This window comes from Pseudomonas sp. NPDC079086 (assembly GCF_044542155.1).
Lineage (GTDB): Bacteria > Pseudomonadota > Gammaproteobacteria > Pseudomonadales > Pseudomonadaceae > Aquipseudomonas.
Genome location: NZ_JBITTY010000001.1, coordinates 1,395,708 through 1,408,574, shown reverse-complemented (window position 1 = coordinate 1,408,574; position 12,867 = coordinate 1,395,708). Strand labels below are relative to the sequence as shown.

General features: G+C 60.8%; 17 protein-coding genes. 10 read left to right on the top strand and 7 right to left on the bottom strand.

The window, feature by feature from the left end; genetic code table 11:
• Positions 1–7: 7 nt before the first annotated feature.
• The 8 genes from urtE to ureC all read left to right on the top strand — a co-directional run bounded on the left by urtE (position 8) and on the right by ureC (position 5,479).
• Positions 8–706, top strand: a complete 699-nt coding sequence (gene urtE, locus ACIGEK_RS06570) for an urea ABC transporter ATP-binding subunit UrtE (RefSeq protein WP_397492517.1) — start codon at positions 8–10, stop codon at positions 704–706.
• 69 nt (positions 707–775) lie between these two features.
• Positions 776–1,192: a hypothetical protein gene (locus ACIGEK_RS06565; protein WP_397492516.1), complete on the top strand. Its 417-nt coding sequence runs from the start codon at positions 776–778 to the stop codon at positions 1,190–1,192.
• On the top strand, positions 1,189–2,022 hold the full coding sequence (locus ACIGEK_RS06560; RefSeq protein WP_397492515.1) for an urease accessory protein UreD: 834 nt from the start codon (positions 1,189–1,191) through the stop codon (positions 2,020–2,022). The genes ACIGEK_RS06565 and ACIGEK_RS06560 overlap by 4 nt, the downstream gene beginning before the upstream one ends.
• A gap of 3 nt (positions 2,023–2,025) precedes the next feature.
• On the top strand, positions 2,026–2,328 hold the full coding sequence (ureA, locus tag ACIGEK_RS06555) for an urease subunit gamma (RefSeq protein ID WP_397492514.1): 303 nt from the start codon (positions 2,026–2,028) through the stop codon (positions 2,326–2,328).
• 2 nt (positions 2,329–2,330) lie between these two features.
• Positions 2,331–2,843: a GNAT family N-acetyltransferase gene (locus tag ACIGEK_RS06550; RefSeq protein ID WP_397492513.1), complete on the top strand. Its 513-nt coding sequence runs from the start codon at positions 2,331–2,333 to the stop codon at positions 2,841–2,843.
• On the top strand, positions 2,843–3,373 hold the full coding sequence (locus ACIGEK_RS06545) for a GNAT family N-acetyltransferase (RefSeq protein ID WP_397492512.1): 531 nt from the start codon (positions 2,843–2,845) through the stop codon (positions 3,371–3,373). The genes ACIGEK_RS06550 and ACIGEK_RS06545 overlap by 1 nt, the downstream gene beginning before the upstream one ends.
• Complete coding sequence (locus ACIGEK_RS06540) at positions 3,370–3,678, top strand: urease subunit beta (RefSeq protein WP_397492511.1); 309 nt, start codon at positions 3,370–3,372, stop codon at positions 3,676–3,678. Before ACIGEK_RS06545 ends, ACIGEK_RS06540 begins: the two co-directional genes overlap by 4 nt.
• A 100-nt stretch (positions 3,679–3,778) precedes the next feature.
• The gene (gene ureC / locus ACIGEK_RS06535) at positions 3,779–5,479 is read left to right on the top strand and encodes an urease subunit alpha (protein ID WP_397492509.1); all 1,701 of its coding nucleotides are present in this window, start codon (positions 3,779–3,781) and stop codon (positions 5,477–5,479) included.
• A gap of 82 nt (positions 5,480–5,561) precedes the next feature.
• On the opposite strand, the gene ACIGEK_RS06530 is transcribed toward ureC, so the two are convergent.
• The 7 genes from ACIGEK_RS06530 to ACIGEK_RS06500 form a co-directional block, all read right to left on the bottom strand.
• Positions 5,562–6,008 carry a hemerythrin domain-containing protein gene (locus ACIGEK_RS06530; protein WP_397492508.1) on the bottom strand — a complete coding sequence of 149 codons (447 nt, stop codon included), beginning with the start codon at positions 6,006–6,008 and terminating at the stop codon, positions 5,562–5,564.
• 84 nt (positions 6,009–6,092) lie between these two features.
• The gene (locus tag ACIGEK_RS06525; protein WP_397492507.1) at positions 6,093–6,359 is read right to left on the bottom strand and encodes a DksA/TraR family C4-type zinc finger protein; all 267 of its coding nucleotides are present in this window, start codon (positions 6,357–6,359) and stop codon (positions 6,093–6,095) included.
• A 79-nt stretch (positions 6,360–6,438) separates the two neighbouring features.
• The gene (locus tag ACIGEK_RS06520; protein WP_397492506.1) at positions 6,439–7,302 is read right to left on the bottom strand and encodes an oxaloacetate decarboxylase; all 864 of its coding nucleotides are present in this window, start codon (positions 7,300–7,302) and stop codon (positions 6,439–6,441) included.
• A 255-nt stretch (positions 7,303–7,557) separates the two neighbouring features.
• Positions 7,558–8,583, bottom strand: a complete 1,026-nt coding sequence (locus tag ACIGEK_RS06515; protein WP_397492505.1) for a type II secretion system F family protein — start codon at positions 8,581–8,583, stop codon at positions 7,558–7,560.
• Between the two features lie 69 nt (positions 8,584–8,652).
• Positions 8,653–9,339 carry a substrate-binding periplasmic protein gene (locus tag ACIGEK_RS06510; RefSeq protein WP_397492504.1) on the bottom strand — a complete coding sequence of 229 codons (687 nt, stop codon included), beginning with the start codon at positions 9,337–9,339 and terminating at the stop codon, positions 8,653–8,655.
• Positions 9,340–9,461: 122 nt separating this feature from the next.
• Positions 9,462–10,223: a substrate-binding periplasmic protein gene (locus ACIGEK_RS06505; RefSeq protein ID WP_397492503.1), complete on the bottom strand. Its 762-nt coding sequence runs from the start codon at positions 10,221–10,223 to the stop codon at positions 9,462–9,464.
• Positions 10,224–10,325: 102 nt separating this feature from the next.
• Complete coding sequence (locus ACIGEK_RS06500) at positions 10,326–11,276, bottom strand: substrate-binding domain-containing protein (protein WP_397492502.1); 951 nt, start codon at positions 11,274–11,276, stop codon at positions 10,326–10,328.
• A gap of 316 nt (positions 11,277–11,592) precedes the next feature.
• Between ACIGEK_RS06500 and ACIGEK_RS06495 the strand changes: the two genes are divergently transcribed.
• Together ACIGEK_RS06495 and ACIGEK_RS06490 are read left to right on the top strand one after the other, a co-directional pair.
• Positions 11,593–12,321, top strand: coding sequence for a VC0807 family protein (locus ACIGEK_RS06495; RefSeq protein ID WP_397493093.1), 729 nt, complete (start codon positions 11,593–11,595; stop codon positions 12,319–12,321).
• 24 nt (positions 12,322–12,345) lie between these two features.
• Complete coding sequence (locus tag ACIGEK_RS06490) at positions 12,346–12,783, top strand: YqaA family protein (protein WP_397492501.1); 438 nt, start codon at positions 12,346–12,348, stop codon at positions 12,781–12,783.
• Positions 12,784–12,867 lie beyond the last annotated feature (84 nt).

The following is a 12,867-nucleotide window of genomic DNA, read 5'->3' as shown; positions in this document are numbered from 1 at the left end:
CACCGACATGCTGCAAGTCCAACAACTCCACCAGTACTACGGCGGCAGCCATATCCTCCGTGGCTTGTCGTTCGATGTGAAGGTCGGCGAAGTCACCTGCCTGCTCGGCCGCAACGGCGTGGGTAAAACCACTCTGTTGAAATGCCTGATGGGCCTGATACCGGCCAAAGAAGGTGCCGTGCAGTGGGAAGGCCAGCCCATCACCGGTTTCAAACCGCACCAGCGCGTGCACGCCGGTATCGCCTATGTGCCGCAGGGCCGTGAGATTTTCGGTCGCCTGACCGTGGAAGAAAACCTGCTGATGGGCCTGTCACGCTTTCCCGGCAGCGAGGCCAAGGTGGTGCCGGAGTTTATCTACGAGCTGTTCCCGGTACTGCGCGAAATGAAGCTACGCCGCGGCGGCGATCTCTCCGGCGGCCAGCAGCAACAGCTGGCCATCGGCCGTGCACTGGCCAGCAAACCGCGCCTGCTGATCCTCGATGAACCCACCGAAGGCATCCAGCCCTCGGTGATCAAGGAAATCGGAGTGGTGATCAAAAAACTCGCCGAGCGCGGAGATATGGCCATTCTGCTGGTCGAGCAGTTCTATGACTTTGCCGCCGCACTGGCCGACCAGTATCTGGTGATGAGCCGTGGCGAAATCGTCCAGCAGGGCCGTGGCGAGACCATGGAAGCGGATGGTGTGCGTGGCCTGGTGGCGATCTGAATGGCGACGCCGAGTCTGCACTTTGCGCATAATCGGCGCCTCGCTATCGCTTATGGGCCTGAGTACCTAATGATGATCTGGCGCCACCTGCTGCTACCGCTGACCGCTGCAATCGGCCAGGCCATGGTCGTTTGGGGCGGTTTTATGCCCGACTACTGGATGCGCCGCCATCTGCCGCCGGGCATGGACCCCGACTACCCACAGCAGTCGGTACTGGTCTTCTGCGCCATTATCCTGGCCGAATGCCTGCTTCTGCTCGCAGTGCTGCGCCCCGCCTCCTATTGCCGATCATGGGGCCGCGCCCTCTGCGCCAGCGTGCTTGCGCTGGCAATAGCGGCGTTCTGGTTTAGCGGTTTCATGCACGCGCCACCCTACTACGGCATGCACCTGCAATGGTGGCTGCTGGTCAGCCTCGGCTTGCTGCTACTGACTCTCTATTCAGCCGGCCAGAGCTGGTGGCAGCGGCGCCAAAAGGTGAACCCATGAACGCCCCCGCGAGCATCTTCACCCCAAGCTGGCTGGCCGAACTGGAGCTGGCCTACGGCCGCGATGGCGATGCCACCCGCCCGACCCTACGTCGCCATAAAGGCCCGCTGCGGGTGCAAAAGCATCTGTATGCCGAAGGGCCAGAGGTGTGTCAGCACATCATCGTGCATCCGCCCGGCGGAATTGCCGGCGGTGATCGCCTGGATATTTCGGCCACGGTCGGCGCCAACGCCTGGGCCCAACTGACTAGCCCCGGCGCAGCCAAGTGGTACCGTGCGGCCGGCCCGGCCTACCAGCACCTCCGACTACGTGTCGAAGCCGGCGCCACCCTGGAATGGCTGCCGCAGGAAACCATCGTCTATGCCGCCGCCCAGGCTGAACTGACCACCGATATCGACCTGCTCGGCGATGCCAAGCTGCTCTATTGGGACATCGTCGCCCTCGGCCGCCCAGCCAGTGGCGAGCGCTTCGATGCTGGGCACTTCCAAGCCCAACTGAATATCCGCCGCGACGGCCAGCTGCTCTGGCATGAACGCCAGCGTGTGGTCGGCGACGATGGCCTGCTCGCCTCACCCATCGGTCTGGACGGCAAACCGGTATTTGCCACCCTGCTGATCAGCGGCGAAATCGACAACGACCTGCTGGAACGCTGCCGCAACCTGGTTACACCAGTGCGCGGCGACCTGACTCAATTACCGGGCCTGCTCGTCGCCCGCTGCCTGGCCAATGAAGCACTGCACGCCCGCGCCTGGCTGATCGAACTTTGGCGCTTGTTGCGCCCTGAATTGCTCGGGCGCGCTGCCGTACCCCCACGAATCTGGAGTACCTGACTGATGGACCTGACGCCCCGCGAAAAAGACAAATTACTGATTTTCACCGCAGGTTTAGTCGCCGAACGCCGCCTCGCCCGTGGGGTAAAGCTCAACTATCCGGAAGCCATGGCCTATATCTCCGCCGCACTGCTGGAAGGCGCCCGCGACGGCAAGACCGTGGCCGAGCTGATGCACTTCGGCACCACCCTGCTAACCCGTGATCAGGTAATGGAAGGCATCCCGGAAATGATCCCGGAGATTCAGGTCGAGGCCACCTTCCCGGATGGCACCAAGCTGGTCACCGTCCACCAACCGATCGCTTGAACATGGTTATTCAAGACGCGACCGCAGACGATCTGCCCGCCATCCTGGCCATCTACAACGACGCCGTGCTCAACACCACGGCGATCTGGAACGAAACCCAGGTCGACCTGGCCAACCGCCAGGCCTGGCTGAGCGAACGCAACGCCGCCGGTTTCCCCGTACTGGTAGCCCACGATGCTGCTGGAGAGGTCGTCGGCTACAGCAGCTACGGCACTTGGCGCGCCATCGAAGGCTTTCGCCATACCGTCGAGCACTCGGTGTATGTACGTAGCGACCAACGCGGCCAAGGCCTAGGTCCGCGGCTGATGCAGGCGCTGATCGAGCGCGCCCAAACGGCAGGTCTGCACGTCATGGTCGCCGCCATCGAGAGCGGCAACAGCGCATCGATTCGCCTGCACGAACGCCTCGGCTTCGTCACTACCGGCCAGATGCCGCAAGTCGGCCGCAAGTTTGGCCGCTGGCTGGACCTGACCTTTATGCAACTGATGCTTAACCCTGAGCGGAGTGGGTTCTGATGCTGAGCATCGCGCGCCTCGCGGCAGCAGATTTTGAGTCGTATCGCCAAGGCCTGCTGGCCCTGCTGCTCGACTCCGTCGCCCACGGCGCCTCTGTTGGCTTTCTCGCCGATCTGGATACTGATTCAGCCGACGTCTATTTCGACCAAGTCCTGGCCGGGCTGCACGACGGCACTCACCTGCTTTGGCTGGCCCATAAACAGGGCGAGGTACTGGGCAGCGTGCAACTGGTGCTTTGCCAGAAGCCCAACGGCCTCAACCGCGCCGAGGTGCAGAAGTTACTGGTACACAGCAACGCCCGCCGCAGTGGCATCGCCAACAGCCTGATGCAGTGCCTGGAAGGCGAAGCAGCCGAGCTGCAACGCGGCTTACTGTACCTAGACACCGAAGCCGGCAGCGAAGCCGAAGCCTTCTACCAAGCCCAAGGCTACACCTGCATCGGCGGGTTACCTGACTACGCCTGCGGGCCTGACGGGCAGTACCGAGCAAACGCCATCTACTACAAAACCTTGTCGAGACCCCAACTATGATTCCCGGCGAATACCAGATCCAGGATGGCGAAATCGAGCTTAATGCCGGCCGCCGCACCCTTAGCCTGACCGTAGCCAACAGTGGCGACCGGCCGATCCAGGTCGGCTCGCACTACCACTTTTTCGAAACCAACGATGCGCTGAGCTTTGATCGCGGCGCGGCGCGCGGTATGCGCCTGAATATCCCGGCCGGTACCGCGGTGCGCTTCGAGCCCGGGCAGAGTCGTGAAGTCGAACTGGTCGACCTGGCCGGCCATCGCCGCGTGTTCGGCTTTGCCGGGCGGGTGATGGGTGAGCTGGATTAAGCACACCACAGGGAAATTCGTTCACCTGTAGGAGCGGGCTTGCCCGCGAAAGTGAGCGCAGCGAACGGTTGCAAACCCAATTGAATCTGAAGGCGAACCCATGAAAATCTCCCGCCAAGCCTACGCCGATATGTTCGGCCCAACCGTCGGCGACAAGGTGCGCCTGGCCGATACCGAACTGTGGATTGAGGTGGAGAAGGACTTCACCACCTACGGCGAAGAAGTGAAATTTGGCGGCGGCAAGGTGATCCGCGACGGCATGGGCCAGGGCCAACTGTGCGCCGCCGATGTGGTCGACACGCTGATTACCAACGCACTGATCATCGATCACTGGGGCATCGTCAAAGCTGACGTGGGTCTCAAGGACGGGCGCATCGCCGCCATTGGCAAGGCCGGCAACCCGGACATCCAACCCGACGTAACCATCGCCATTGGCGCAGGCACCGAGGTAATCGCTGGCGAGGGCATGATCCTCACCGCTGGCGGTATCGACACGCACATCCATTTCATCTGCCCGCAGCAGATCGAAGAAGCGTTGATGAGCGGCGTCACCACCATGATTGGTGGCGGCACCGGGCCGGCCACAGGCACCAACGCCACCACCTGCACCTCCGGCCCCTGGCATATGGCGCGCATGCTCCAGGCCGCCGATGCCTTCCCGATGAACCTGGGTTTTACCGGCAAAGGTAACGCCTCGCTGCCAGAGCCGCTGATCGAGCAGGTCAAGGCCGGCGCCATTGGCCTCAAGCTGCACGAGGACTGGGGCACCACCCCGGCCGCCATCGACAACTGCCTGAGCGTGGCCGACCAGTACGACGTGCAGGTGGCGATCCACACCGATACGCTGAATGAGTCGGGTTTTGTTGAAACCACCTTGGCCGCGTTCAAGGGTCGCACCATTCACACCTATCACACCGAGGGTGCTGGTGGCGGCCACGCGCCAGACATCATCAAGGCCTGCGGCTTCCCTAATGTGCTGCCCAGCTCGACCAACCCGACCCGGCCGTTCACCAAGAACACCATCGATGAACACCTGGACATGCTGATGGTCTGCCACCACTTGGACCCGAGCATTGCCGAAGACGTCGCGTTTGCCGAAAGCCGTATCCGCCGCGAAACCATCGCCGCCGAAGACATCCTGCATGACCTCGGCGCGTTCTCCATGATCAGCTCCGACAGCCAGGCCATGGGCCGCGTTGGCGAAGTGATCACGCGCACCTGGCAGACCGCAGACAAGATGCACAAACAGCGCGGCCCGCTGGACGGCGACGGTGAAGGCAACAGCAACTTCCGGGTCAAACGCTACATCGCCAAGTACACCATCAACCCGGCGATCACCCACGGCATCAGCCATGAAGTGGGTTCAATTGAGGTCGGGAAATGGGCAGACCTGGTGCTCTGGCGCCCGGCGTTCTTCGGGGTAAAACCGACGCTGGTTTTGAAGGGCGGCGCCATTGCTGCCAGCCTGATGGGCGACGCCAACGCCTCGATTCCGACACCGCAGCCGGTGCACTACCGACCGATGTTCGCCAGCTATGGCGGCAGCCGTCACGCCACCAGCTTCACCTTTATCAGCCAGGCGGCGCTAGATGCCGGAGTGCCCGAGCAACTCGGGCTGAAGAAGAAGATTGGTGTGGTTAAAGGCTGTCGCGAAGTGCAGAAGACCGACCTGATCCACAACGACTACCTGCCGACTATCGAAGTCGATCCGCAGAACTATCAGGTCAAGGCCGATGGCCAGCTGCTCTGGTGTGAGCCGGCCGATGTACTGCCGATGGCGCAGCGCTATTTTCTGTTTTGACAGCCCGCTGCCAGGTCGCGAATACCGGCCTGCGCAGCTCTTACCGCTAAAGCCCGCACACGGCGTGCGGGCATGATGACGCTCAGCTCGCCGCGGCTATCTGCTCGTCATAGGTGCTGAGATAGGCAGATGAAAGCGTGTGCTTCTGCGCTTCACTCAACAGCTTGCCGGCCATTTGGAAGAATTTTTGTTCTTCCTCGTGCAGATGATGATGAACCTTCTCCGATAGGGCTTTGGCCTGGACCAGCCAGCTCGGGCTGCTGAGTTCGGTCTCTTCCAGGCCCTCAATCATTTCATCCATCTCGTGATGCTCGGCGATGGCATGACGCGACAAGTCCACGCCTAGATCGTCCTGCATCAGTGGGATATAGAAGTTGCGCTCTTCAGCCACCGAATGCGCGGCCAACTCTTGTTTCAATTCGGTAAACAGGGCTTCTCGCTCGGGACTTTCACCGCTGGTCGCCACCATTTTCTCGGCCAACTCACGTTGACGGTCGTGGCTGATGCGCAGCGCTTCAAAAATCGTCATGGGCAAATTTCCTCCGTAGTCACCAATACCTCTGTGTGACCCCAGTAATCGCCGAAAAGTGCCATAACGGCTCAAGCAGCGCCCTCAGCGTAACTGACTGTCCTTGCTGCCACGGCGGTTATACCCACTGAACTGCGCCTGCTCTTTGTCGTGCTCAGATTGGCAAGAAACGCACAGGCGTACGCCCTTGATCGCCTGACGCCGAGCCTCGGGAATCAGCACATAGCACGCTTCGCAGTGGGTCAGGCTCTCGCCGCTGGGCAGTTGGCTGCGCACACGCTGAATGGCGTCGTCGATGCTGCTGTCGATCTGTTCCTGCACCGCTCCGTCACTGCTCCAACCGCCTGCCATAGTCGCCTCCACATGCGTTGCACTGATTAGGAGATATGGACGCCACAGCGGCTATTTACAAGCGCAGTTGATCGGCGGCCTATTCGTGCACATTCATAAACTCTTCAGCCCAGACGATGTAGTCCTCTGGCTGGGTATAGGTATGCGTCAGCTCGGTCGCGCTGAGATCACTGGACTGCGCCCCACGCTGCTCGCGCAGGCAGTCATAGGTCGCCTTGATGGCGGCAAAGTAGGCGGCATGGCCGTTGACCACAATGCGTACGCCGAGCTTGGCCAAGCGTTCGTTGTCACGCAGCTTGGGGTTGCCGTAGGTGACCAGCATCAGCGGAACGCTCAACGCTGCAGCAATCTGTTCCAGATGGTCAAAGTCCTCAACGCCGACGATGCAGATAGCATCGGCACCAGTGGCCTGGTAAGCCTGGGTACGGAGGATAACTTCATCAAGCTGCAGCACGCCCGCATGGGTACGCGCGATGATGGCCAGATCCGGATCAACTCGCGCTTCCAATGCAGCCCGGATCTTGCCGACGCCCTCGGCGACACTAATCAGGTCAGTGGACTTGCGCCCAAATTGCGCCGGCAACAACGTATCTTCGATGGTCAGCGCGGCAATCCCGGCACGCTCCAACTCGATCACAGTACGCATCACGTTAAGCGCATTGCCGTAGCCGTGGTCGGCATCGGCGATTACCGGCAAACGGCTGACACGGCCAATGCGCGTGGCCTGCTCGACAAATTCGCTGAGGGTAATCAGGGCAAAATCCGGAGCAGCCAGAACTTGTAGTGAAGCTACAGACCCGCCCAGAATACCGACTTCAAAACCCAGGTCAGCGGCAATCCGCGCTGCCATTGGGTCAAACACTGAAGCGGTGTGATAGCAGCTATTTGAAGCAAGAAGCGCGCGAAATTGCGCACGAAGGTCGTGATGCGAGGCTCTTTGCATGGGGTGCACCATCGGTCAGGGTCAGTTCTTGGCACGCAATTATGTAGCAAAACTACAAAACTCGTCATGTAGTAAAACTACATGGTCGACCAACAACCTTGCGCCCGCCTTTCAGTCCGCGCACAACACCTTGCGCCGTTGAGGTGATATCTACGATCTAGCGAGCTTGAGACCTGCAAGGCGCTACGCTAGTAACAGCCTCCGGCTGGTCAAAACAGGCGAGGAAGCGGACTGGGCTCACATCCGAGCCTGCTTTTAACGCCGCAGGGCCGACGCGCAGCAGATCGCGAGCTCTGCCGGCAAGCGCGGCCCAAAGCCTGCGCCGGTAAGCAGCCCATAGGCCATCCACAGCATCACACCGGCATACAGCAGACGCGGCAGCCAGGTGGCCAGCTGCGCGGTCAGGCTATCCAGCTTCTGGGTTTCCACCCCGGCGTAGTTGAGCAGGCTGGCCGGCAGGGTGCCGCTGGCCTCGCCAGTGCGAATCAGGCCAAGCGCCAGCCCCTGGCCGGGAAAGTCGATCGACGCCAGTGCCTGAGCCAACCCCTGGCCGTGTTGAATAGCTATCTGCAGGCTGCTGAAGCGCTTGCGCAGCGGCGCATGGCTGATTACCGCGCAGGCCTTGGGCAAGGCTTCAAGCATTGGCATGCCGGCCTCCAGCATCAGCCCCAGGCTGTCGAAAAAATCACGCAGATTACGCCGCAGCAGCGCCGGACCAAGAATCGGCACACTCGCCAACAGTCCGTCGAGAGGCGGCGCCGCGCTAGCTGGCGCGTGCTCACTGCGCCGATAAAGCCCACGCCCCAGGCCATACAAAATCCCCAGCACCAGCAACGGCCAGAGCACACCCCACAGATAACCGGCAACGCTCAGCTGGCCGCCGACCAGCGCCGGTAGCGGCTGGATAAACAACGCCAGCACCAGCACCGCCGCCGGCATCAGCAAGCGTGACTTCACAGCGGCGGCCTGCTGCGCCCGATAGTTGTAGCGCTCACCCAAACGCTGGTAAACCGCTGCCAGGCAGCCACTGGCCTGGGCGGCGCGCAGCAGGGTGCTGTCCAGCTGGGTAAACAAGCCACTGCGCAGCCCGGCGCTGGCCATGTCGCTACCCCCGGCGATCAATGCTTGCAGGCTGGCCAGCGCTGCGCGGCCACGCGCAGGTACTTGCACACTGAGCAGCGCCTGTTCGACCGGCACACCGGCTTTCTCCATGGCCGCCAGATGACTGAATAACTGTGCGCGCGCAGCAAGATCAAGCAGGACAGGACGTGAGGTTGGCATAAGCAGGCTCAGCGAGGTGAGAACGACACAACAGGCGCCAGGTTAGCAGGCCACGTAACGCGCAGCGGGCTATTCGGTGGCAGCCGGCAACTCGGCTTGCGGCAGCCAACGGCGAAATATCTGAGCGAAGCTGCCGTCCTCATGCATGCCTTCGAGGGCAAGCCGCCAACGCTCGACCAGCGCCGCATCGGTCTGCGGAGAGAAGGCGATGTAGTAGGCCGAACGCATAAACGGCAGGTGCGCCTGCACCTGATCCGGGCTTAAACCGCCACTGGCCAGTTCGTCCTTTAGGGTCAGGTCTTCAGTGGCAATCAATTGCACCCGCTCATGCTTGAGCATGGTCACCATATTCTTCGAACTGGTGACCCCGTAGAGATTCTTGAAGCCGCGCGCACTCAGGGTCTCAAAGGTGTACCACTGCTTCGGCACGGCCAGCGGGCCGCTCTCGGCAGCTTGCTGCAGGTTGTCGAAGCGCAGATTGCGCGATTTCAGCGAGTAGAAGCTGGTGGTGCCGATCAACAACGGGCCGACCCACTGGAACTTGGCCTCACGTTCCGGCGTACGCACAGTGGAGAAGATCGCCGTATTGGGCTCGCGCTGGGCCAAATGATAACCCCGCGTCCAGGGCAGCAGCTCGATTTTGCCGGCATCACCGGTGCGCTCGATCAGCGCGCTTACCACTTCTATGGCCAGGCCGCGCAGCTCACCATCGCGGTTAAAACTGGTCGGCGGAGCCTCCTCCGTCAGCAAATGCAATTCGGCACGTGCAGGCCCAGCTAAGCAAAGCAGCAGCCAGATCATCAGCGCGCAGCATGGTTTTAGCAAAGTGGGTTCTCCAAGCACTGGTTTCAGACTAGCTCAGAGCTGGACAAGGCGCGCTAAGGCAAGGAAGGCGTGATCGGCATACTGAACGGTTGGGCAAACCAGCGCTGGTGTATGCGCTCCAGGCTACCGTCGCGCAGCAACTCATCGAGGGCCAGCTGCCATTGCCGCACCAGTGCTGGATCGGTATTTTTCGAGAAGGCGATATAGGAGTTGTTGCCCATAAAGGTGAACTGCAACTCGACCTCATCACGGCGCATGCCTTGCTGCGCGAGCATGTCATCCAGTGCCAGATTGTTGGCCACCAGCAACTCGATACGGCCGTGTTTGAACATTTTCATCATGTGCTGGGGCGTTGGCACACCGTAAAGGTTCTTCAGGCCCCGGTCGCTGAGGTATTCATAGGAGTACCACTGCTTGGGCACTGCCAGGGTGGTGAACCGTTCAACATCCTTCAGCGTACGCACATTCAGCCCGGCACCGCGCTGCGCATAGAAGCTGGTATGCCCCTGGGCAATCGGCCCGACCCACTGGAACAGCGCCTCGCGCCGGGCGGTACGCACTGTAGAGAACAGGCCGCTGTTGGCCTCGCGTTGTACCTGATGGTAGCCACGGGTCCAGGGCACCAACTCGATGCGGGTGTCCTGCCCGGTGCGCTGAATCAGCAGTTCGATCACCTCCACGGCCATGCCGGTCAGCTTGCCATCTTCGATATAGCTGAGCGGTAGGTATTCCTCGGTATACAGGCGCAGCTCAGTCGCCGGTGCCAATGAACAGCAACCAAGCAACAACACACCGAACCAGGAACTCAAACTCATTGGCACTACCTGAAAAACAATGGCCCCATTCGACCTACGGCAAATGATAAACAGCCAATGGGCCACCAACCAGCGCAGTGCTGCGGCAAATCAGCGCGAACACTATGGATTGCCAGATAGCTCTAAATCGCGGGCTCGCTGCCATTGCGCCAGGTTTTTGCGATGGACCTGCATGACCGGTAACGCGACGCTAACCGGTTGCGGCGGCAGCTCACCACGCAAGCTTTGCGCCGCCAATTGCACGGCCTGATAACCAATGGCGTGGGCCTGCTGAATCATCAGGCTATGGATCTCGCCCTGGCGTAACGCATCGATCAGCAACTCATCGGCATCAAATCCGATATGGAACAGCTCACCGGCTTTATGGAGCCGGCGTAGTGCAGCCAGAGCAGCCCGTGTACTGGTGCTATTGGGGGTAAACACGCCGTCCAGCTGCGGAAGCTGATCACGCAGCGCATCCACCGCTGCCTGGCTGTCATCGCCGATGTAGACATCAACCAGTACCCTCAGCCCCCCTGCTTCAGCCCCCTGGCGGAAGCCACGCTCTCGCTCGCTGGTCGAAGTAATACCACGCTGTAAGCGCAATAAGGCCACCTGCCCCCGGCCACCGAGCGCCAACGCCAACGCCAACGCTTGGCCAGCCTGAACACCGGCACGAAAGTTATCGGTAGCTACCACACCACGCACCACACTGCCGGGCAGGTCACGGTCGAAATAAATAGTACTGATTCCACTAGCGGCTAACTGCTGCACTCGCGGAGCAATTTCGGGGCCGCTAGGGGCAATAACAAGCGCCTTACAGCCTTGCTCCAGCACCCAATTGATAATCTGCAGCTGGGTTTCCACACCCCCCTCGCGGCTAGGCCCACGAAAGCGCACCCCCAACTCAAGCTCTTTGCCTGCCTGCTGCGCACCTGCCTCCACCTGCGCCCAAAAAGGCAGGACGCCTGCCGCTACCACACCGATACAATCCTTTGCCAATGCCTGAGCAGCCCAACTGGTCAAGGCAACAAATAGCACTAACACGTATTTTGATTGGCACCGGCTGTACATCAACATCACTCCCAAAGCGTTGCCACACCTCACTCCGAACCAAACGGGGCAAGAGTGCCGTCACAGAGCTTAAATGTCACTTTAGCATCAGGACGGCAGCCTCGCCGAGCATAGGACTAATGGCCACCCGCTCGAAAATCATATGCAGAATCACAGTTTTAATGGCCGACCTTGGCTGGCGCGCCCTCTCCGAGCTGTTGCGGATAAGGCTAGAAACGAGCGCTAGGCGTTTTTTTCACACTCCAGGCGACGGCTGGGCTGGTAGCCGCCGCTCAAGCAGGCGATGATCGCGTCTCTTTCCTGCACCTTGAATGACATGACCGATACCACGCAAAGCACTCAGGCCACGCACAAACCCCGCCCGCTGATCGATTTGCTGGTCAGTATTCTGATTCCCTCCCTGATCCTGATGAAACTCAGTGGCGAGAGCCGACTGGGTGCCGACGGTGCGCTGATGCTGGCGCTGGCCTTCCCGCTGGGCTGGGGCAGTTTCGAACTGCTCAAGTACCGCAAATTCAACTTTATCGCGCTGCTCGGTCTGGTCAGCGTTCTGCTTACCGGCGGGATTGGCCTGCTCAAGTTGGACAACCAGTGGCTGGCGATCAAGGAAGCGGCGATCCCTGGCATCATCGGCATCGCCGTGTTGGTCTCGACCCGCACCCGCTTCCCGTTGATCCGCACCATGCTGTTCAACAAGACCGTGCTCAACGTCGACAAGATCCATGAGCGCCTGGAGCAGGCCGGCAATACCGAGCGCTTCGAAGCACGCTTGCTCAGGGCCACCTACTGGCTGAGCGGCACCTTCTTCTTTTCCTCGGCAATGAACTACGTGTTGGCCAAGTGGATCGTGATCAGCCCGGCTGGTAGCGAAGCCTTTAACGAAGAGCTGGGGCGGATGAACCTGCTCAGCTATCCGATGATTGCCATCCCCTCGATGATCATGCTGATGGCCATCTTCTATTACCTGTGGCGCACCATCCACGGCCTTACCGGCCTCAAGCTGGAAGATGTGATGGCCAATGCTGAGCAGGAAGAGCAACCCTAAGCTACTCGGCCCGACGCGCCACGGATGCTGACGCTCTCCGCCTACCTGGGCCTGTTTATTTCGGCCCTGGGTGCAGCCACTCTGCTGCCACTGCAATCGGAAAGCGTGCTGGTGGCGCTACTGCTCAGCGGCGCCTATTCGCCCTGGGCTCTGCTGGCGGTGGCCAGCGCCGGCAATATCTTCGGTGCGCTGCTCAACTGGCTGCTCGGCCGTTACTTCGAACACTTTCGCCACAGGTCCTGGTTCCCAGTCAGCGATGCTCGCCTGCAACAAGCGCAGCGCGGCTATGCGCGTTATGGCCGCTGGTCACTGCTGCTGAGCTGGGTACCGATCATCGGTGATCCGCTGACCTTGGTGGCCGGGGTAATGCGCGAGCGCCTGTGGGTTTTCCTGCTGATCGTCAGCCTGGCGAAAACCGCCCGCTATGCTGTATTGGCCGCCCTGACCCTCGGCTGGAGCTGAGTTACGCCACGCGCGACACACGCCGTAACGCCAACGGCAAGCCCGAGGTTGAGCATCGACGATGCCTCCGTGATACTGCGCAAC